Below are 19,063 nucleotides of genomic sequence, written 5' to 3'. Positions count from 1 at the left end.
GTGTGGTGTAACCAAAACAAAACGGCCCGCCATCAGGCGGGCCGTTGCACAGCAGGTCGGGCTGGAATCAGTCCTGACGGCTTGTGACTTCCAGCAGGTGGTAGCCGAACTGGGTCTTCACCGGGCCTTGCACGACGTTGATCGGCGCGCTGAATACCACGGTGTCGAACTCCTTGACCATCTGGCCAGGACCGAACGAACCCAGGTCGCCGCCCTGACGGCTGGACGGGCAGGTGGAGTTGGCCTTGGCCACTTCGGCGAAATCAGCGCCACCTTCGATCTGGGCCTTGAGTTCGTTGCACTTGGCTTCGCTGGAAACCAGGATGTGGCGGGCAGTGGCTTTAGCCATGGGGAAACTCTCCAATCAAATCAGTAAAGGGGGGAGCCTACCGGATTCAGTGGCCGATTTCTCGGCAAAGTTCCATTCGCTCGTCTGATACCGGTCGCTACAGATTAGCTGCTTGCAGGCGCAACGCGTGTTCGACATAGAGCTCGACAGGATCGTTTTCCGTGGTGCGCTGACCGATGCCCCGACGCAGGCTGCGCAAATGGTCGAGCGGATAATCGGAGCGGATCACGGTGCCGAGGTGAGAACTGAAGCGGCCGACAAAACCGTCGTTCTGCGCGGGTTCTGTAATGAAATATTCCGACAGGGCGAGGCAGATGCCCTGTACCGGGTCGAGGGCCTGCACGGTCAGCTCCGGCACAACACCACTCCACGAATAATAGCGAACGCCATCGACCCGCTCGGCACCCTGGCCACCCCAGGTTTCGGGAAGACCCTGCGGGTATTTGTCATTGAATTGGCCGACACCTTCCGTCGTCAGCGCATTGAGTGCTGCCAGTGCATGGCGAGGCAGTGTTTTGTGCCCGCTGAGCAGAGATAAAAAGTTGGAAAACAACGTAGCTACGTTCTGGGCCACGGTCTCCGGCAGCCGTCCGGGGATCAATGCCTTGCGCAGGAAGTCAGCCAGCTCGGAACCGTGATTGGGACCGCTGACCGAGGTCACGGAAGCGACCTTGTGTGGCGCAAGCGCCGCAGCATACCGAGCCGTCAGTGCGCCCTGGCTGTGTCCGATCAGGTTGACTTTTGTCGCGCCTGTGCCTCGGAGCACGGAGTCGATCTGCGAAAGCAATTGGTCGCCTCGCACTTCGTTGTCATGAACCGCCGACAAGTGCGGCACGAATACCTGCACGCCGGCGGCCTTGAGTGCCTGCTTGACGTCATGGAACAGTTCGAAAGGGCCTATGCGCTCGAATCCGAACAGACCATGCACCAACAGTACGGGATAGAGAGTTGTGGCATTTCGTTGCATTTTTCGTCCTTGATCGCAGAGATTCATCGATGTTGTCTGCGTGCCACTCTAAAACAGTCGTTGCGCAGGCGATGCCTGAAGAGTCTTTCTAGTGGGGTGGAAACTGGATCAGTGTGCGTATGAAATTTCACTTTTGAATGAAATCCGGTTCTGAATATTTAGAGGGGTCTAGCCTCGGCGAATGTGTTTTCCCCATTTTTGCCTACTCCATCCAGTGCCTTTAGCTCTGTCTCGCCGGGTGCCCGGCTGACATCGTGGAGGCGATGAAACGCGTTAAATAGAGGCTCTTTGACGCAGCCCGCCGGCGTGTCATTTCCAGGGAATGGAGCAGCGAATGAACATGACGGATGAACGGGTAACGGCTTCGCAAGTGCGAGGCATGGGGATGGATGCTGAACGGGTCGGGGTCTTCGGACATTGTCGGACACGCGAACACGCTTTATCGCTGCCCGAACCCGCAATCGATTCGCTGGAGGGTGCAGTTCTTGATCCCTCTCTGAATCGGGTAGTCGTGCGGATCGCCCCCTATCCAGGAATGGCCTGTGGGGACAGGATCGTGTTGAGCTGGTGCGGCCACGATATCGAAGGTATGCCGTATCAACATGAAATCACGCGATTTGTCAGCGAAGCCCAGTTGGGCAGGGAGATCGTTCTGGTCGCTCGGGGCAATCACATCGCGGCGCTGGACGGAGGTTCGCTGGAGGTGTTCTGGACATTGACCAGTGCCTCGCATCCGGAGCCACTGATTTCCTTGCGCAGGCAACTGGATGTCGGAGATGTTCGTTACAGCCTCATGCCGGTCACCCTCGAGGACGCTGTCGGGGGCAGTCTCGACCCCGCGCGCGTCATCGACGGGACCTCGGTCACGCTTCAGCCTTATGCCGGAATGTGTGTCGGCGACCGGGTGCGGTTGATCTGGGAGGGGCCGGTGCATGACAAATCACTTCGAGACACGCTGATAGTCGAGTCCTTTGCTGTCGGTCGGCCTCTGGTGCTGGGGATCGCACCTGAATTCATCACGCCGCATCTCGGCGGGGAAGTGGTGATTCGATACAGTGTCGAACAGCAAAGCGGCGCGATTCGCGAATCAGGTGTGACGCGAATCAGCATTGCTCCTCTTGAAAGGGATGTATTGGCGGCACCCCAGGTGCTCGAAGCCGATGACGGGGTACTCGATGTGCAGGATGCAATCGACGGCGTCAGTGTATTGATCAGTGATGCGCGGGTAGAGGAGGGGGAGCTGGTTTATCTCAAGTGCGACGGCGAGTCATTCTTTCACCGCGATGACCGCGAAATAATCAGCGGAATGGCCATGCAACCTTTGGTCTTCATCGTGCCGTATCGATTCTGGCGCGAACATGTGGACACCCTTGTGCAAGTGTCCTATTCGGTCGAGAGGCTTGATGATGTGAGTCAGATGTCCAGCGTGACCCTGCTGCGAGTAGTGCAGGGCTGATGTGTCGACGTTGAGCATTGGCTGGCCCTCCGGGTGAATGACACACACACCGGAGGGCGGTTTGACTGTCAGGCCTGTTGTCGAATGCGGTGTGCGGCATCCAGCAGCAGGCGTTCTGTTGCATCGAATCCGAGACAGCCATCGGTCACCGAAACGCCATAACGCAGCGACTCGCTCAGGGGCTGGCATCCCTCGAACAGATGCGACTCGAGCATCATGCCGATCAATGAACGATTGCCTTGCAGTCGTTGTTCCAGCACCTCGTTGAACACGCCCGGCTGGCGGAGCGGGTCCTTGCCACTGTTGGCATGGCTGCAATCGACCATGATCCGGCTCGGAATTTTCAGGCGGTTCAACTCGGTGTTGATGACGGCAACGCTTTCGCGGTCGTAGTTTGGCCCTTGGTGGCCACCACGCAGCACCAGGTGGGTGTCCGGGTTGCCCGGGGTCTGGATGATCGCCGGGTGGCCCTGGCTGTCAACGCCGAAGTGGCGATGGGCGTGCGCTGCCGAACGCATTGCGTCAACCGCGACGGTCACACCGCCATCGGTGCCGTTCTTGAAGCCGACCGGCATGCTCAGCCCGCTGGCCATTTCCCGGTGGATCTGTGATTCGGTCGTGCGGGCGCCAATGGCGACCCAGCTCAGCAAGTCATCGAAGTACCCGGCAGCCATGGGCTGCAGCAGTTCGGTGGCAATCGGGAGCCCGAGGCGGATCATTTCCAGCATCAGTTCTCGCGACAGCGTGAGGCCGGCAGCCATGTCGTCGCTGCCATTCAGATGCGGATCGTAGGCGAGGCCTTTCCAGCCGACGGTGGTGCGAGGTTTTTCGACGTAGGCACGCATCACGAGCAGCATGTCATCACGGACTTCTTCAGCCAGGCGCGAAAGTTTGCTGGCGTATTCAAGCGCGGACTCGGGGTCGTGAATCGAGCAGGGGCCGACAATCACCAGCAAGCGCGGGTCATGGCCATCGAGAATCGCGCGGACCGCCTGGCGGTGGGCGACGACTTGCTGGTTCAGCGCATTGCTCAGGGGCAATTGCTGTTTGAGTTGCAGCGAACTTGGCAGACGCAGGGTCAATGCTTCGTTGGCAGGGTTCAGGGTGGACAGTGGCAGAGCAGAAACGGACGAGTTCATATTCGGTCTTCCTGGGCGGATGGCGGGGGCTTCCCGCTCACTCGGCCCTACTGGGGTGTTCGACAATTGGCCGGATTGGCTACGTGTGTTGGCTTGCCACCTGTGGGTGACCGATCGGAGGCGGCAGGCTGTCCCGAGCGGAGGCTGGTAAATCGCCAGGCGGTAAAACTGTCGTAACGGTAATAAGTGGCGTAGTTCATTGGTTGAATCCTCAAAGTGTCTGGTGTGTTGCTGAAAAAATCAGGGCCTGAAAAAACAAAACCCCCGGTCGGGAGGCCGACCGGGGGTTGAGAAATCTCTGGTAGGCGACCCGTTCAAATGGGCGCCGTGTGGGTATCAGGCGCGCCAGTGGCTAAACCAATACCCAAAATAAAAGCTTGCAGGAGCAGCGCAGACGCCGTTCACCCGGGCAGCCGCAACCGAGCGCGAGGCGCTGGCGGTACGAAGCTGTGAGAGGGTGTTGAACATGAGCTGTCTCCAAAGAATGCGCCGAGCTTACTAGAGGCGGCTGCGCGTCAGCAATCAGAAATTGCTATCGAACGCACAAGAGGGCTTCTATGGGTTGAGCGCCCGCCAAGGTGTGACACACTCTGCTTTCTGAACGTGTGCTCAAGGAAGGGGCATGAACTTGAAGAAGATCGAGGCAGGAATGAGTTTTGAGTTGCGCCAGGCAACGTCCGCCGACCTGTCGTTTGTACGAGAGCTGACTTGCCGAAACATGCTCCGCTACTACATTCACTATGACTTGTTGTGGCAGGACGAGGCGTTTGATGTTGCCTGGGCCGGGCGCGAAAACTGGTTGATCCTTCGTGAAGGCGAATTGACGGGTTATTGCAGTCTTAGTCGAGATGCTCGGGCCGTGTATATCCGCGAATTGCAGATTGTCGAAAGCGCTCAAGGCCAGGGCGCGGGATCCTGGGCGATCGATCAGGTTGTTGCGATGGCTCGGCTGGAGCGTCGCCCGGCGTTGCGCCTGACGGTGTTCAAAAACAATCCGGCGCAAAACCTGTATCGAAGAAAAGGAATGTTTGTGCAGGGCGAGGACGAGTGTTTCCTGCGAATGCAGCTCGATTTCAGTACACCTGTGCTCTGAAACCCACGGCTGGCAAGCCCTCGATGAAGAATTGAAACTTTTTATATGTCGCTTGCCGCTAGGTCTGCCCGGCACTTTTTGCTAAGGTGTCCGGCATCCCAATAAGACCATATCGCGAGGTGTCTGCTTGATTAGGGTGCTAGTGGTCGACGACCATGATCTCGTTCGTACAGGCATTACACGGATGCTGGCCGATATCGATGGCCTGCAGGTGGTAGGCCAGGCCGAGTCCGGGGAAGAATCCCTCATCAAGGCTCGTGAGTTGAAGCCCGACGTGGTGCTGATGGACGTCAAGATGCCAGGCATCGGCGGCCTCGAAGCCACGCGCAAACTGTTGCGAAGTCATCCTGACATCAAAGTGGTCGCGGTCACCGTGTGTGAGGAAGATCCGTTTCCTACACGGTTGTTGCAGGCCGGTGCGGCGGGGTATCTGACCAAGGGCGCAGGGTTGCCGGAAATGGTTCAGGCCATTCGCCTGGTGTTTGCCGGCCAGCGCTATATCAGCCCGCAGATTGCCCAGCAGTTGGCCATCAAATCCTTTCAGCCGACCAATGATTCGCCGTTCGATGCGTTGTCGGAGCGGGAAATCCAGATTGCGTTGATGATTGTCGGCTGTCAGAAGGTTCAGATCATTTCCGACAAATTGTGCCTGTCGCCGAAAACCGTTAACACCTACCGCTACCGCATTTTCGAGAAGCTATCGATCAGCAGCGATGTCGAGCTGACGCTGCTGGCGGTTCGACACGGCATGGTTGATGCCAGCCTCTGACCATGACTGAAGCATTCGATTCGGGCGCCTTTCTCTCGACCGTCAGCGGGCGCCCCGGCGTGTATCGCATGTTCGACAGCGATGCGCGTCTGCTGTACGTCGGCAAGGCCAAGAACCTCAAGAAGCGTCTGGCCAGCTACTTCCGCAAGACAGGCCTGGCACCGAAAACCGCGGCTCTGGTCGGGCGTATCGCCCAGGTCGAAACCACCATCACCTCCAACGAGACAGAGGCGTTGCTGCTCGAGCAAACCCTGATCAAGGAGTGGCGGCCGCCGTACAACATCCTGTTGCGCGACGATAAATCCTATCCCTATGTCTTTTTGTCTGACGGGCAATTCCCGCGCCTGAGCATTCATCGCGGGGCCAAGAAGGCCAAGGGCAAGTATTTCGGTCCCTATCCGAGTGCCGGGGCGATTCGCGAAAGCCTCAGCCTTCTGCAGAAGACGTTCTTCGTGCGTCAGTGCGAGGACAGCTACTACAAGAACCGGACCCGGCCGTGCCTGCAATATCAGATCAAGCGTTGCAAGGCGCCTTGTGTCGGGCTGGTCGAGCCTGAGGTTTACGCCGAGGATGTGCGTCACTCGGTGATGTTCCTCGAAGGACGCAGCCACGCGTTGACCAATGAGCTGTCGACGGCGATGGAAGAGGCTGCAATCAACCTCGAATTCGAACGCGCCGCCGAACTGCGCGACCAGATTGCCTTGCTGCGCCGGGTGCAGGATCAGCAGAGCATGGAAGGCGGAACGGGTGATATCGATGTGATCGCCGCGTTCGTCAATCCGGGCGGTGCCTGTGTCCACCTGATCAGCGTGCGGGGAGGGCGGGTGCTTGGCAGCAAGAACTTCTTCCCACAAGTCGGGATTGAAGAGGAAGTGGCCGAGGTCATGGCCGCTTTCCTCGGGCAATACTTCATCAGTAGCCCTGAACGCGATTTGCCGAGCGAACTGATCGTCAACGTCGTGCACGAAGACTTCCCTGCGCTGATCGAGGCCATTCAGGCGCTGCGCGGACGTGAGCTGACCATCAGCCATCGGGTACGCGGTACACGGGCGCGCTGGCAGCAACTGGCCGTGACCAATGCCGAACAGGCGCTGGGTGCGCGGCTGGCCAACCGTCAGCACGTTGCCGCGCGTTTCGAGGCACTGGCAGAAGTGTTGAACCTCGATGAGCCGCCACAACGGCTGGAGTGCTATGACATCAGCCACTCCAGCGGTGAAGCTACGGTGGCTTCCTGCGTGGTGTTCGGCCCGGAAGGGGCGATCAAGTCGGATTATCGTCGTTACAACATTGAAGGCGTGACCGCTGGCGACGATTACGCCGCCATGCACCAGGCCCTGACCCGACGCTTCAGCAAGCTGAAGGAAGGCGAGGGCAAGTTGCCCGACATCCTGTTGGTGGACGGCGGCAAAGGGCAGCTGTCGATGGCGCGTGATGTGCTCAACGAACTGGCTGTTCCGGATCTGATCTTGCTGGGGGTCGCCAAGGGGGCCACGCGCAAGGCGGGATTCGAGACTTTGTATCTGAATGATGCGGCAAACGAGTTCACCTTGCGGGGTGATTCGCCGGCGCTGCATCTGATCCAGCAGATTCGTGACGAAGCCCACCGCTTTGCGATTACCGGCCACCGTGCACGGCGCGGCAAGACCCGCCGCACGTCGACGCTGGAAGGCGTTGCGGGCGTCGGGCCGACCCGGCGTCGGGACTTGTTGAAACATTTTGGTGGATTGCAGGAGCTGTCTCGTGCAAGCATCGAAGAGATCGCCAAAGCACCGGGGATCAGCAAAAAGCTAGCAGAGTCGATTTATGCAAACCTGCATAGTGAGTAGAATGCCCATTCACCTCGTAGCCAGTTGTGCCGATGAATATCCCTAATCTGATTACCGTTCTCCGCGTCCTGCTTATCCCGATCTTCATTCTGTTGTTCTATCTGCCTTACCAATGGAGCTATCTGGCCTCAAGTTCGGTATTCGCCTTTGCGGCGGCAACGGACTGGCTGGACGGCTATCTCGCGCGACGACTGGAGCAAAGCACGCCGTTTGGTGCGTTCCTGGATCCTGTCGCTGACAAACTGATGGTCGCTGTTGCCTTGGTGTTGCTGGTGCAAGAGCATGGCAATCTTTGGCTCACTCTCCCGGCTGCTGTCATCATCGGTCGCGAGATCGTTGTCTCGGCATTGCGTGAGTGGATGGCCGAACTTGGTGCCCGGGCCCATGTGGCCGTGTCGAATCTGGGCAAGTGGAAAACTGCTGCGCAGATGCTTGCACTGGTGATCCTCCTGGCTAACCCCAAGGTTTTCAGTTTCTGGGTTTTCATCGGTTATGCGTTGCTGATGGTGTCGGCAGGCCTGACCCTGTGGTCGATGGTTCAATACCTTCGCGCTGCCTGGCCGCATCTGAAGACCGATGTTGAAAAGAAATAAAACTTTTTTGAATCAAAGGGTTGACGGCGCTTCTGATTTCTATAGAATGCGCCACACCAAGCGGGAATAGCTCAGTTGGTAGAGCACGACCTTGCCAAGGTCGGGGTCGCGAGTTCGAGTCTCGTTTCCCGCTCCAAGTTTGTACAACGTTTGTTGTTGCGCTACTGACAGCAAATGTTTTGAGGCCGAGTAGCAAAATGGTTATGCAGCGGATTGCAAATCCGCCTACGCCGGTTCGATTCCGACCTCGGCCTCCACTCTTAAAAACCCCGTAGATTAATGATCTACGGGGTTTTTTATTGCCTGCAAAAAAGTGGGGTGTTCCGCAATTATTCACGGGTGTTCCGCAACCCGCGCGTCATTTAGGGAATCTAGGTTTGCTTGCTGATAGCTGCAACGACGAGCTGAGCCCTGTGGTACGACTTCCGCGACAGGTGTTTTTCTGCTGGCGTCGTGCCATATTGATGCTTTAGGTGAGAGGAGCAGGCACGGATCATGAAAGTATTTGTTAGCTGGTCTGGCCGTCGGAGCAAGGTTGTGGCCGAGCTTCTAAGTGACTGGATCAAATGCGTCCTACAGGCGTCACAGCCGTGGATTTCGACGCGCGATATTGATAAGGGCGCAATATGGTTTTCTGAGATCTCTGATCAGCTTAGGGAAACGGCAGCCGGTATTGTGTGTTTGACTCAGGAAAATAAAAACAAGCCATGGATTCTTTTTGAGACGGGTGCTTTGGCGAAGGGGCTGAGCACCAATCGAGTCTGCACGTTTCTAATTGATTTATCTCCCTCCGACATTGAAGACCCCTTGGCCCAGTTCAATCACACTATGCCTGATCGCACCTCAATGTGGGGTTTAATCAGTTCGTTGAATGGTTGCCTTGAGGGTGCGCGCTTAGACGAGCGGATATTAAGACAAGTATTCGATACTTACTGGCCAAATTTCGAAAAAACATTCGCAGAAGCTTTGGTTAAAACTCCACAGGAAGTTGATGTGGAACCGAGATCTGGAGACAGCATCCTAAGTGAAATTCTCGCGAATACCAGGATGCTGTCGAGTAGAGTGAGAGAATTGGAAAGCCGGGTCTCTATAAGCCCTGAACCAGTGATTGAAACTGGTCCCATGAACAATAAGTTGTACATTCATCACTTGGTAAAAAATACCAGTGTTCCGATACAACAGGTCATTGAAGTCGCCAAGACATTGGGCGTGCCCTACGCAGAAGTTGAAGAGTGGTTGAATATTTACCGAGTTGTTAAGCTTGATGGCAAGGGTAAGATAGTAGTCGAGCGTCCCCCTAAGTCAGGTACGTAGTTAGGTTCTACTCTGAAACTAAAAAACAAGAAATAAAAGTGAGCCCTATTTAGTAGGGTTCACGATCTCTCCAACGCGACGATAAACTTTCTTCGTAATCTTCTGTTGAATGCCCGAGCAATCGGCTTGCGGCCTTGATATCCTCAATTTCGCTGCCGGCCTTTGGGCGTATATCCCTGAACTGAAACTTCCTAATTGTGATGGTTAGCTCGGAGTTACCTTCGGTCGCGGCTTTTATCGCAGCCTGCTCTCGGGCTTCGTCCCAGCGGTTGCGCAGCATGTTGTAGCTCATGCGCAGACCCGCTTGGTTGGTGATTAATATCGAGGTCTTGATGCCAGCCTGAACCCGGCGATCGAGAAGACCGTTGATGAAGACACACAGGTCGGTTTCATTGGCTCCATTGTACAGGCGAATCCGCAGGCGCTTTTCTGTCTTGCCCTGACCAACCATCAGGTAATCATTGTTGAGATCGTTGATCGAAGCTTTGAGCACGTCGGCGGCTCGCTGGCCTGTCAGATATGCCAAATCCATTGCGTCTCTGAGATCTTGCCCCGCTTGTTCGTACACCGCTTTCCAAACGATATCCCCGGCATAAAAATCCCTGGGCGTTTCCTTGTTCCGGCGCCTGACGGCTCAGTAAAGATTAACAATGATGAATGCCAAGAGTTGTTGTTGCTAGTGGAGGCTGGTAAGAAAATATCTGTTGACGATAATGGGGTTGTTTTGGCAAGGACTAAGTATCGCCATCGCTTATAACGAGAGAAGAGGTTGAGACTCTGCGCCTCCTTGCGTACGCTGACCCTATAACTGGTTCTGATCGTTATTTTTCTGAGGCAACCAGAATGCAGTTGATGGGGGATGCTGGATGGGAGCAGATCCGTGAACAAGGGATTTTTCGGTACAACGAAATTCAAAAAGAATTCGCATGGCCGATATAGATCCACGTGACAAATTCTGTCTACGTCGATAGGATGTGCGGAAAAAATCTGAAGGACTAGGAATGACAATTCAAGAGAGGGATTTTTCAGTAGGAATTGACTTCGCAAGAGCGCTTGCGTGCCTTCTAGTAGTTGTGGTTCACATCTCTGCTACGGATTTTTACGCCTTTGGGCCGAGATGGTGGCCCGCTAATTTCTACGACTCAATCGCCAGAATCGCCGTGCCAGTATTTTTCCTTATATCGGGTGCGCTAGTTCTCATACGTGATGAACCAATCTGTACATTCTATAAAAAGCGAATCGGCAGGGTACTCCCACCATTGATTGTTTGGTCTGTAGTATACGCAGCTGCGTATCCAGCGCCAGATGTTGCTGCGGCTGATTCTATTCTAAATATTATCAAAGGGGTTTCTTCAGGGCATCTGTGGTATTTTTACGCCATCATCGGTTTATACTTGAGTGCCCCCTTTCTTGGTAAGATTTACAGGGCCTCGAGTCTTTTTGAGAAGCGAATATTTTTATTGTTTTGGATATTTGCTAATTGTGTTATTCCGTTGTTTCGACCGCTGCTTGATTTTTACTATGATCCGCGAGCAATTTACCATCTTGAAATGTTTGTAGGGTATTTCGGATTTTTATTTATGGGGGCATACATATTCGAAAGATCATCCATTAAATCGTCGGCTGTAGAAGCTATTGTCTGTTTTATTGTTTTCGTATTGGGTTGCGCCATGACGATGTGGCTTACTTATCGGTTTTCATTTAAGGCAGGTCAGCCTGTTCAGACGTTTTATGGGTATCTATCATTTTTCGTTGTGGTTGCGGCGGCAGCATTTTTTAAGCTATCTCTAATGATAACGGCTGTTCCAAGAGGTATTGGGGGAGTTATAGCGTTGGTCTCGAGTTGTTCGTTAGGGGTATACTGTATCCACCCGCTTGTAATTGATGGTGCTGAGTATTTGTTCTCCCTGGAAAGTAATGTAGGGTCTACCTGGTTCAAGATACCCGTCATTGCATCGGTTGTTTTTATAATTTCTGTTATTTTGGTGCATCTCGCTCGGAAAATAAGGTTCATGCAGCGAATTATTTAATATCGAATAAATTTTAAAGCCCTGGAAATCCGGGGTTTTTTTTGCCTGGAGAAAAGCATGCCTATCACCGCGCAGCAGCTTCTGCTGATCCTCCCAAACGCCCGCAGCCAAGCGGGCGTTTTTGTTTTCGCACTGAACACCGCCATGCAGCATTACCAAATCGTCGGAACAAAGCGGATCGCTGCGTTCATAGCCCAGATTGGCCATGAGTCTGGCCAATTGCGCTATGTGCGGCACAGCGCGCCTACGAAGGTCGGAAAGACCTCGGCAATACGCAGCCAGGCGACGGCTCCAAGTTTCGCGGCAGGGGATTGATCCAGATTACCGGTCGGGCGAATTACGCGGCGTGCGGTGAGGCGCTGGGTCTCGACCTGATCAATCGGCCGGAACTGCTGGAGCTGCCTCAGCACGCCACCGGCAGCCTGGTGGTGGACAACGCACGGACTCAACACTCTGGCGGATTCTGGTGACAATGCAAGTATCGGCAGCATCATCAATACGGGCCGACGCGGACGCACTCCAAACGGCGCTGATGAGCGACAAGCTTTGTACGAGAAAGCGCTGAATGTTCTCGTCTGATCATGCCGTCTTTGGCATGAAACCGACGACATGGTAGTCGCTCCAACCTGCCTCACCTTTCTCACTGGGTTTCACACCTGGTTCAGCTACAAGCACATACCCCCAGGCTGAAGCGTCGATATGCGGCCGGTAAATTCTCAGTGCGAATTGGTCGAGGCCTTTCTCGTTCAGGATGATGCTGATACCCCGGTTATCGATCTTGATATTTGTATTGCCGATGGTGAATTCAGCAGGCGCTTGTTTGGCATTGGCACCGAGCGCCGCGCCGATCCCTGCGATAGTAATTTCCCTTTCTGTAGGCATTTCCAACTCCATTGGTTATCGGTTCCGGATCTCTTGTATAGCAGAGGATTAGCGTGTGTTCAGTTACATGAAGCTTTTAGGCGTCATCGCAATGATCAGTCTCGGCTTCGGCAGTGCCTGGCAGTTTCAGGACTGGCGTTACGGCAAGCAGTTGGCGGAGCAGTCCCAGCTGCACACTGAAACCCTGAATCAGCTGACCTTGGCGGCGGCCACCGCGCAGCAGGCCGAGTAGGACAAGCGGCTGGCCCTCGAGCAGCGGCTGTCGGCCAGTGACAAAACCCACTCCGAGAAAATGACCAATGCCCAAAAAGACCAGGCTCTTCTGCGCGATCGTCTTGCCACTTCTGATCTGCGGTTGTCAGTCCTCCTCGACGCAGGTTCAACTGGTGGCTGTTCAGTGCCTTCCACCGCCAGCGCCGGCGGCGTGGATCATGCAACCGTACGAGTCGAACTTGACCCAGCGCATGCTCAACGAATTGTCGCCATCACCGACCAGGGTGACCGGGCATTGATCGCTTTGCAGGCGTGCCAGGATTACGTGCGGTCGCGGCGGCCAGTTCAGTGCGTAGCTGATCGCGCGCCGTCGCCGCAGCGGCGTGCATTTCAACCAGTTTGAATATCTGCTCCCTAGCCTGGCGAAGCTGCAGGTTGAGTTCCTCGAATTCATTTTCGTAGAGCGCGAGCTGATGGCGGCAGGTTTCGAGCGGCGTCGGACAGCCGAGCCAATCGTCGGTGTCTTCGATAAATGGGAGGGTCATGGATTCGCCTTTTTGCTGTATGTACATACAGCAATCTGGGTGGGATGCTTCACGCGAGTGGCACCCGACGAGCAGCGATTTTAGTTCCGCAACCTATAACCGGGCCCTTGAGCCGCGCGGGTTGCAGCGCGTTAAAAATCAGTAGCTTGCGGAACACAAATAGTGCTAACCTATTGAAATACGTAGCTTTATAGCTGGATTGCAAATCCGCCTACGCCGGTTCGATTCCGACTTCGGCCTCCACTATAAACAAGCTCCGTAGATCCATGATTTACGGAGCTTTTTTATTTGCGTTGCACTGAAAGATTTAGTCTTTGAAACGGCAACTGCAAACTTGCTTCACCGGGAAGTGATGTATATATTTCCCCCTCTGCCGCCGACGCTCAGTGCCTGTCAGGACTGTGAATCGCCATCAGAGCCAAGCAACACCGCGCTACCGCCCGAATGGCGAAACTGGTAGACGCATGGGACTTAAAATCCCCCGCTCGTAAGGGCGTGCCGGTTCGATTCCGGCTTCGGGCACCATGAATATCAAAGGCCTGCATGAGATACCTCATGAAGGCCTTTCTGTTTTTTCCGCAATGAAAAATTCCTTTCCGCCAATCATTTAGCGGTATCACCTGCTTTTCCTTTCGATTTCAGACGTGTTGTCAGGTCATTGCGAGCGAAGTGAGCTAGTGTTTATTTCTCGCTAAACCTGACACAGGGCAATGATGATGAAGCGACTGCTAATGGGCGTTTTGCTGATATTTTCCGGCCTTGCTCAAGCAGGAATTCCACTGCTGAACGCGACATGCCCTGGAAATATCGAGGTCCACGCTGACAAGGGCGGCCCCATCTACATCAACGGTAAAGAAGGGAAACTGAAGAAATTCAACGAAAACGCCTTCGAAGCGAAAGGCGGCGGGGTGACCATCTCGCTGACGATCATGTCCGACGGCTCACCTGATGTCTCGTATACGGGCAAGAACAAAGCCAATGGGGTTTGCCAAGTGAAGAAAACGAAGTAATCCGGGTGTTCCATTAACCGGGCTTTGATCGCCCGGGCGTTGAGTGAACAGAAAAAAGGCCGATTCGATCTTGATTCTGTTCACTTAAGGGGAGAAGCCTTATGGTTCACTGGAGACCGTGTCTTTGAAATCTTCAGCGTCCTTGGCCTCGAAGGCCTTGGGTGGTGATAACGCTCCAATACCTCCCTTAACTCTGATAATCGTTGAGTCTGCCTTGACCTTCATAGCGGACTTCACGCGCCTCCCGGTGCGTCGGGAGCGTCAGGTTTCGTGTCCTGGCCTGCGGAGAGACTTTCATGCGCACCAAGCGGTCGTGCTGGCTGTAACGGGTCACCTCCTCACTATTCGTGCTTGTTTTTGGCCGGGATCAGCCAATGGCGGTGAATGGTGGCCTGACTGGAAAGGTTTACCGCCGACGCCACCCATTCAACGGGGATGTTTTGGGTGAAGGTGCTCAGGTCACAGAAGTAAAAAAAGTCGCCAAGTTCGAGCAATTCCTGTTGAACAGACATAAAAAATCCGAAGACAGAGATCTGGCAACGGGTTTTCGGGGAAGCCCTGCTGAGACTCGAATGCTTAAGTGAACAGCATTAGCCCAACGGCGGCCTTTATTCGAACATTACAGATGGTATAGTTCCGCGCCTATAGACCAAGGATCACCAGGTGTGAACAGCTCAACTATTGAAAGAAAAAGATGGACTTCTGTACAGATAATGCGTGGTCTGGCAGCGTTATTGGTCGCGGCCTACCATTTTGAGGATCAACTATTGGCCGTTCTAGGGATTGCCGCTCCCGGCCCATTGAGCTGGTTCGGTTTTTTTGGAGTAGATCTGTTCTTCGTTACAAGCGGGTTTGTACTCTGGCCTATGATCGCCAAAGAAAAATTAACATCTACTGACAGAGTTGGTTTTTTACTTGGTAGAACTGCCCGAATTTATATTCCATATTTAGCTGTGGTGTTTGTTATTTTATTTTTTGGACTTGGTAGCGGAAATGCCGATGTTGCAAAATCCATAATGCTCTACCCGCAGCGGATTTCAACGCAGCTATTGCCGGTAGCCTGGACTCTGGTATATGAGGTTTTGTTTTATTGGCTGGCGTTTGCGCTCATGTTTATTTATTCCAGTCGTAAAAGGTATTGCGCGCTAAGCATTGTTGTAGGGCTATTTGTATTGAAGGCAGTTGTAGTAATCAGCTCCGGGGCAGCGACTTTCTACGATTACAATGCCTTCATGGCGGACGTGTCTTGGAATCGTTGGGTAGATGGTCTATTGCCTGGCTACCTCACATCACTATGGTTCGTCGAATTTTTCTGCGGTGTCACATTGGCCTATTTGTTGTCATTAGGATGGGAATCGCGATTGGCAAAAATGTCAATTGTACTATGGATGGCCGCGGCCCTTGTTCTTTCGTTGGCAATCTATCTTTCGATTAATGTCTATGGGGTCTCTATGACCCGTGGAGACATGTTTTTACCTAGGATAATTTTGTTTGGTGGTGCTGCGGTGTTGATCTTTGCGGCAGCGATCGGCACGGAAATCAAGGATGTTGACTTGGGTATTTCAGAAAAAATAACTCGGGTTTTCGTTTGGCTGGGAGATGGGTCGTACTCGATTTATTTGATTCATACGGTAGCATTCGGCATAGCCTACGGAAATGGTCTTCGAACATGGTGCTCAAGTAATGGTTTTTCCGGATCGATTGTATTTGTTGGTTATTTCTTTCTGGTAATTATTGTTTCCGGTGCCATAGGAAACTATGTTGAGTTACCTGTTCACAGGAAAATAATGTTGGCGATAAGGAGAAAATCCTTTTTTCGGGTGGCTACCTATTAGTAGATGTTGATTATTCAAACCGCCTAAGCGCGGCTAATGAGATGTCACCCTGGCACCCTGCGAGGGCTGCGCGTTCGCAGGGTGTTTTTATTCCGGAGGCGTTCATCATAAATCCGCAGCCGCAACAGGGTTGGGCGTATGACGGGACAGATTTTTATGCGTCAGTCCCCCTTATGTGAATCCTTGATCACCAAATCCGGGAGGGCTCGAGCGGATTGATCACAACAGTGCTCGGCCACTTCAGGTATTGATCTTGTCTAATCCTGACATCGGTGCCTGTGCCGCTGAATGGACGGAACTTGAAGAATTTTAATTGTGCGCCGCTCATATTCGCACTGAGCTGGGGCGCTGCCCCAGCGCGGATGTGGCCCGGTAACCCGGTTGGGCGCCTTAATCAGGGGGATGAGCGCGATATGCGGGTGAGGGCTGTGTGTTAATCGAGCCGCCATGCGCGCCACCCTTTTCACGACCGTATACCAATCTAATCAACCATCTCCTACAAGGTTTTTCAACGGATAAATGTAGTCCGATGGACATCGTAATAATCAATCCAAGAAACATAAACTCAAATGCTATCGCTGCGGCGAATGACCTCTGTGTGCTCAGGTCGAATAAAGGCAGTGCGATGACGTGTATTAAGTAAAAGGCAAATGAGGCCTCGCCGAGCAATACAGCTTTTTTTGTAGATAGAAACATGCTGAGCATGCTTTGTTGGCTTTCGGCAATTGAAAGTATGAGCAGGGCAAAAAGCCAGGCATATGACGCGTCCCAACTGAAGGATGATAAATAGTTCAGTTTTGATGCCATGAGTAAAATAATGGCAGCGGCTATCGCGTAACTTGCGTAACCCCACTGTTTTGAATTTGTGCGATTCTCTTCTCGCCTTAAATAGTAAGCGGCGGTCAAGATTCCGAGTGTGAAATCAAATATCCTTGGCAGAGGGAAATTGTAAAGCATCCGATGCGCAGAATTGGGGTCGCCGAGAGTCAAAGAGTCATGCGGTGGTGTCCCGAAGTATACGGCTAAAGACAGTTGCGCAATTATGACGATCAGCGCAGCTGCAAACATATTGAAGCCCGGTCGTAGAATTCCAAGAGATGAAAATGCTGGAATTAGTAACGGGAAGCATAAATATAAAAAAAACTCGACACTAACACTCCATGCAGGACTGTTAAGTCCTGCGATTATGGATGTGTCTGAATGCCAGGCTTGTGCCGCAAAAATATATATGGCGATGGGGGTGTTGGCGTCTTTTTGCAGCCACACAAAAGCCATGCTCAATATATAAAGGGGGTAAACGCGGCTGAATCTAGCCCACAAATATTTGGGTGTGCTGCGCAGTGGATTTGTCTCGAATTGTTCAATATAGTTGTAAGCGATGATGAAGCCAGAAAGGACAAAGAAAAATGTGACCCCTGAATATCCAGATGCCATAATCCGCTCAGGCACTTCGCCAAGACCGGAAATAGGATAGTGAGAGAAGAATACCATCAGCGCTGCCACAAACCGAAGTCCGGTTAGCGCTGGGATCGCTCCCGTCCTATTTGAAAATTTTGGCATCATGCCGCTCCTCAATTTCACATAACTCTAAAGCAATAGCACCCAGCGAAGTGAAGGATGCGATCGAATTTCGTGGTTCACTAAAATCTCTGGTTTCCATCCTGGGTTTCACTGTACAAGTCTATTGTTGAGTTTCTTTCTACCGAGGCTGATCTGCCGACTTTAAGAGAGTTCGTGTTGTATTTCTTTTGTGTGTTTTTTCGTAAAAAAAGATTTTAGTGATTTTTGTGCAGGTTTTTCTATCGCAAGGTGCAGACCTATTGACATAACAATTACTACTGCCAGGAAAAATCCGTGCTGCATCAGCGTATACGCAAACGACTCGTTTGGTTGTGATGGGTACATACCCCTCATCAGAGTATGTATCAAATAGAGTGCGAAGGAAGCTTCTCCAAGCAGTATGGCGGCTCTGGTTGACAAGGCCCTGGATATAAAGGATTGCCGTGCCTGGGAGACGCCGATAATCAGCAAGGTAAAGGGGATAACATAGATAACGTCCCAGCTGAATACCGATCTGTAGTTCTCTTTCCATAGCATCATGGCAAATACAGCCATTAACGAAATATAAGTAAGTCTGCTCCATGTCACGTCTGATTGACGCGAGTTCTGCATGAATTGCTTGTAATAAATAGCGGCGGATATACCAATGCAGAAATCGAACAATCTTGTTGCGGGTGTGCGGTATAGCCACCGGTGGGCGGAGTCAGGGTCGAACGGTGATAAGTCCGCTTTGCCTGAAAGCCAAAAATACATAGCCAAAGCTAGCTGGCAGCTGAACATTAGTGTTGCAAAGCCAATTAATCGATTTTTCGATTTTGTGATGCCGAGATAGTGCATTACTGGCAGCACGAGAGGGAACATCAGGTATAAGAATGCTTCAACACTAATGCTCCATCCAGGCCCGTTGAAACCCATGGCCAATAACGTGTCTCCGCTCCATGCTTGAACCGCCAGCAGGTGTGGCCATAATGGAATTGTTTCGGATGAGTTCGCCCAGGCGTAAAGAGTGCAAAACGCATACAAGGGGTAAATTCGGTAAAACCTAGCAGCATAAAATGAAGATATTGATGCTCCGCTTCGTTTCTCAAATTTATCCAGGTAGTTATACGTGATTATAAAACCTGAAAGGATGAAAAAGAACGTAACTCCTGAGTAGCCGGCAACTTGAAATCTTTTCAGAATTTCGCCGGATCCAATAATTGGATAGTGCGAAAAAAAAACCATTAACGCAGCAAAGAAACGAATGCCGGTAAGTGCTGGAATGCTCCCAGCCTTGTCCATTGAGTCTCGCATGGAGCCTTCCTCTAAATTTGCGCGCGATTGTACAGCATCAGCGTAGTCATTCGTAAGTTGGTAGAAATCCCGTCGTTCAGCGAGATTTTTTCCCGGAGAAAAGTATGACTATCGGCGAAAGTGATCGGGGAGTTCGCGCGCGAACGCTGTAGGGGAGGCCCAATTTTGGTTTTCGGTACCACGAATAAT

At 52.8% G+C, this 19,063-nt stretch carries 16 protein-coding genes, 3 tRNA genes and 3 pseudogenes; 14 read left to right on the top strand and 8 right to left on the bottom strand.

Features of this window, described 5'->3' with window-relative positions; translation table 11 throughout:
• Nucleotides 1-67 precede the first annotated feature (67 nt).
• Together ABTV87_RS15680 and ABTV87_RS15675 are read right to left on the bottom strand one after the other, a co-directional pair.
• Nucleotides 68-349 (bottom strand): peptidylprolyl isomerase, encoded by a 282-nt coding sequence (locus ABTV87_RS15680; protein ID WP_007952068.1) that lies wholly within the window; start codon nucleotides 347-349, stop codon nucleotides 68-70.
• 97 nt (nucleotides 350-446) lie between these two features.
• The gene (locus ABTV87_RS15675; RefSeq protein ID WP_221535039.1) at nucleotides 447-1,316 is read right to left on the bottom strand and encodes an esterase/lipase family protein; all 870 of its coding nucleotides are present in this window, start codon (nucleotides 1,314-1,316) and stop codon (nucleotides 447-449) included.
• Between the two features lie 334 nt (nucleotides 1,317-1,650).
• On the opposite strand from ABTV87_RS15675, the gene ABTV87_RS15670 reads away from it, so the two are divergent.
• Nucleotides 1,651-2,772 carry a hypothetical protein gene (locus ABTV87_RS15670; RefSeq protein ID WP_433897870.1) on the top strand — a complete coding sequence of 374 codons (1,122 nt, stop codon included), beginning with the start codon at nucleotides 1,651-1,653 and terminating at the stop codon, nucleotides 2,770-2,772.
• A gap of 68 nt (nucleotides 2,773-2,840) precedes the next feature.
• Here the strand turns inward: ABTV87_RS15670 and ABTV87_RS15665 are convergent, their stop codons facing one another.
• On the bottom strand, nucleotides 2,841-3,911 hold the full coding sequence (locus tag ABTV87_RS15665; protein ID WP_085603308.1) for a 3-deoxy-7-phosphoheptulonate synthase: 1,071 nt from the start codon (nucleotides 3,909-3,911) through the stop codon (nucleotides 2,841-2,843).
• 649 nt (nucleotides 3,912-4,560) lie between these two features.
• Between ABTV87_RS15665 and ABTV87_RS15660 the strand changes: the two genes are divergently transcribed.
• The 7 genes from ABTV87_RS15660 (at nucleotide 4,561) to ABTV87_RS15630 (ending at nucleotide 9,506) form a co-directional block, all read left to right on the top strand.
• On the top strand, nucleotides 4,561-5,004 hold the full coding sequence (locus ABTV87_RS15660; RefSeq protein WP_262159666.1) for a GNAT family N-acetyltransferase: 444 nt from the start codon (nucleotides 4,561-4,563) through the stop codon (nucleotides 5,002-5,004).
• Between the two features lie 127 nt (nucleotides 5,005-5,131).
• Nucleotides 5,132-5,773 carry a response regulator transcription factor GacA gene (gene gacA, locus ABTV87_RS15655; RefSeq protein ID WP_032829778.1) on the top strand — a complete coding sequence of 214 codons (642 nt, stop codon included), beginning with the start codon at nucleotides 5,132-5,134 and terminating at the stop codon, nucleotides 5,771-5,773.
• A gap of 2 nt (nucleotides 5,774-5,775) precedes the next feature.
• Complete coding sequence (gene uvrC / locus ABTV87_RS15650; protein WP_085603310.1) at nucleotides 5,776-7,599, top strand: excinuclease ABC subunit UvrC; 1,824 nt, start codon at nucleotides 5,776-5,778, stop codon at nucleotides 7,597-7,599.
• A gap of 32 nt (nucleotides 7,600-7,631) precedes the next feature.
• Complete coding sequence (gene pgsA / locus ABTV87_RS15645) at nucleotides 7,632-8,192, top strand: CDP-diacylglycerol--glycerol-3-phosphate 3-phosphatidyltransferase (protein ID WP_085603312.1); 561 nt, start codon at nucleotides 7,632-7,634, stop codon at nucleotides 8,190-8,192.
• Between the two features lie 60 nt (nucleotides 8,193-8,252).
• Nucleotides 8,253-8,328, top strand: a tRNA-Gly gene (locus ABTV87_RS15640).
• 47 nt (nucleotides 8,329-8,375) lie between these two features.
• Nucleotides 8,376-8,449 (top strand) — tRNA-Cys (locus ABTV87_RS15635).
• Between the two features lie 238 nt (nucleotides 8,450-8,687).
• On the top strand, nucleotides 8,688-9,506 hold the full coding sequence (locus ABTV87_RS15630) for a toll/interleukin-1 receptor domain-containing protein (RefSeq protein WP_085603314.1): 819 nt from the start codon (nucleotides 8,688-8,690) through the stop codon (nucleotides 9,504-9,506).
• Between the two features lie 49 nt (nucleotides 9,507-9,555).
• Here ABTV87_RS15630 and ABTV87_RS15625 read toward each other — a convergent pair whose 3' ends face one another.
• Nucleotides 9,556-10,038, bottom strand: a complete 483-nt coding sequence (locus ABTV87_RS15625; protein ID WP_433897869.1) for a tyrosine-type recombinase/integrase — start codon at nucleotides 10,036-10,038, stop codon at nucleotides 9,556-9,558.
• A 469-nt stretch (nucleotides 10,039-10,507) separates the two neighbouring features.
• Between ABTV87_RS15625 and ABTV87_RS15620 the strand changes: the two genes are divergently transcribed.
• Both ABTV87_RS15620 and ABTV87_RS15615 read left to right on the top strand, forming a co-directional pair.
• Nucleotides 10,508-11,536, top strand: a complete 1,029-nt coding sequence (locus ABTV87_RS15620) for an acyltransferase (protein ID WP_433897868.1) — start codon at nucleotides 10,508-10,510, stop codon at nucleotides 11,534-11,536.
• 57 nt (nucleotides 11,537-11,593) lie between these two features.
• Nucleotides 11,594-12,115, top strand: a pseudogene (locus ABTV87_RS15615) (glycoside hydrolase family 19 protein).
• Here the strand turns inward: ABTV87_RS15615 and ABTV87_RS15610 are convergent.
• Complete coding sequence (locus tag ABTV87_RS15610) at nucleotides 12,116-12,418, bottom strand: hypothetical protein (RefSeq protein ID WP_085603319.1); 303 nt, start codon at nucleotides 12,416-12,418, stop codon at nucleotides 12,116-12,118.
• A 67-nt stretch (nucleotides 12,419-12,485) separates the two neighbouring features.
• Between ABTV87_RS15610 and ABTV87_RS15605 the strand changes: the two are divergent.
• The 3 genes and pseudogenes from ABTV87_RS15605 to ABTV87_RS15595 all read left to right on the top strand — a co-directional run bounded on the left by ABTV87_RS15605 (nucleotide 12,486) and on the right by ABTV87_RS15595 (nucleotide 14,186).
• Nucleotides 12,486-13,034 (top strand): annotated as a pseudogene (locus tag ABTV87_RS15605) (lysis system i-spanin subunit Rz).
• A 580-nt stretch (nucleotides 13,035-13,614) separates the two neighbouring features.
• Nucleotides 13,615-13,701 (top strand) — tRNA-Leu (locus tag ABTV87_RS15600).
• Between the two features lie 191 nt (nucleotides 13,702-13,892).
• The gene (locus ABTV87_RS15595; protein ID WP_085605137.1) at nucleotides 13,893-14,186 is read left to right on the top strand and encodes a hypothetical protein; all 294 of its coding nucleotides are present in this window, start codon (nucleotides 13,893-13,895) and stop codon (nucleotides 14,184-14,186) included.
• Nucleotides 14,187-14,554: 368 nt separating this feature from the next.
• Here ABTV87_RS15595 and ABTV87_RS15590 read toward each other — a convergent pair.
• Nucleotides 14,555-14,698: pseudogene (locus ABTV87_RS15590) on the bottom strand (IS4 family transposase); the annotation flags it as partial.
• A gap of 153 nt (nucleotides 14,699-14,851) precedes the next feature.
• On the opposite strand from ABTV87_RS15590, the gene ABTV87_RS15585 reads away from it, so the two are divergent.
• Complete coding sequence (locus tag ABTV87_RS15585) at nucleotides 14,852-16,021, top strand: acyltransferase family protein (RefSeq protein WP_139834455.1); 1,170 nt, start codon at nucleotides 14,852-14,854, stop codon at nucleotides 16,019-16,021.
• 390 nt (nucleotides 16,022-16,411) lie between these two features.
• Here ABTV87_RS15585 and ABTV87_RS15580 read toward each other — a convergent pair whose 3' ends face one another.
• Together ABTV87_RS15580 and ABTV87_RS15575 are read right to left on the bottom strand one after the other, a co-directional pair.
• Nucleotides 16,412-17,581, bottom strand: a complete 1,170-nt coding sequence (locus ABTV87_RS15580) for an acyltransferase family protein (RefSeq protein WP_170929347.1) — start codon at nucleotides 17,579-17,581, stop codon at nucleotides 16,412-16,414.
• 162 nt (nucleotides 17,582-17,743) lie between these two features.
• Nucleotides 17,744-18,874, bottom strand: a complete 1,131-nt coding sequence (locus ABTV87_RS15575) for an acyltransferase family protein (RefSeq protein ID WP_170929348.1) — start codon at nucleotides 18,872-18,874, stop codon at nucleotides 17,744-17,746.
• Between the last annotated feature and the right edge of the window lie 189 nt (nucleotides 18,875-19,063).

It is taken from the genome of Pseudomonas sp. PSE1(2024) (assembly GCF_050990555.1).
GTDB classification, from domain to species: Bacteria; Pseudomonadota; Gammaproteobacteria; order Pseudomonadales; family Pseudomonadaceae; genus Aquipseudomonas; species Aquipseudomonas aphyarum.
The sequence above is the reverse complement of the archived record's forward strand: the minus strand, read 5'-3'. Positions and strand labels throughout refer to the sequence as shown.

Excerpts from the sequence above, each read along its gene's own strand:
- pgsA (WP_085603312.1), top strand. The coding sequence starts at position 7,632 with ATGAATATCCCTAATCTGATTACCGTTCTCCGCGTCCTGCTTATCCCG.
- ABTV87_RS15665 (WP_085603308.1), bottom strand. The coding sequence starts at position 3,911 with ATGAACTCGTCCGTTTCTGCTCTGCCACTGTCCACCCTGAACCCTGCC.
- uvrC (WP_085603310.1), top strand. The coding sequence starts at position 5,776 with ATGACTGAAGCATTCGATTCGGGCGCCTTTCTCTCGACCGTCAGCGGG.
- ABTV87_RS15625 (WP_433897869.1), bottom strand. The coding sequence starts at position 10,038 with ATGGATTTGGCATATCTGACAGGCCAGCGAGCCGCCGACGTGCTCAAA.
- ABTV87_RS15670 (WP_433897870.1), top strand. The coding sequence starts at position 1,651 with ATGAACATGACGGATGAACGGGTAACGGCTTCGCAAGTGCGAGGCATG.
- ABTV87_RS15675 (WP_221535039.1), bottom strand. The coding sequence starts at position 1,316 with ATGCAACGAAATGCCACAACTCTCTATCCCGTACTGTTGGTGCATGGT.
- ABTV87_RS15680 (WP_007952068.1), bottom strand. The coding sequence starts at position 349 with ATGGCTAAAGCCACTGCCCGCCACATCCTGGTTTCCAGCGAAGCCAAG.
- ABTV87_RS15620 (WP_433897868.1), top strand. The coding sequence starts at position 10,508 with ATGACAATTCAAGAGAGGGATTTTTCAGTAGGAATTGACTTCGCAAGA.
- ABTV87_RS15575 (WP_170929348.1), bottom strand. The coding sequence starts at position 18,874 with ATGCGAGACTCAATGGACAAGGCTGGGAGCATTCCAGCACTTACCGGC.
- ABTV87_RS15610 (WP_085603319.1), bottom strand. The coding sequence starts at position 12,418 with ATGCCTACAGAAAGGGAAATTACTATCGCAGGGATCGGCGCGGCGCTC.
- ABTV87_RS15660 (WP_262159666.1), top strand. The coding sequence starts at position 4,561 with ATGAGTTTTGAGTTGCGCCAGGCAACGTCCGCCGACCTGTCGTTTGTA.
- ABTV87_RS15630 (WP_085603314.1), top strand. The coding sequence starts at position 8,688 with ATGAAAGTATTTGTTAGCTGGTCTGGCCGTCGGAGCAAGGTTGTGGCC.
- ABTV87_RS15580 (WP_170929347.1), bottom strand. The coding sequence starts at position 17,581 with ATGCCAAAATTTTCAAATAGGACGGGAGCGATCCCAGCGCTAACCGGA.
- ABTV87_RS15595 (WP_085605137.1), top strand. The coding sequence starts at position 13,893 with ATGAAGCGACTGCTAATGGGCGTTTTGCTGATATTTTCCGGCCTTGCT.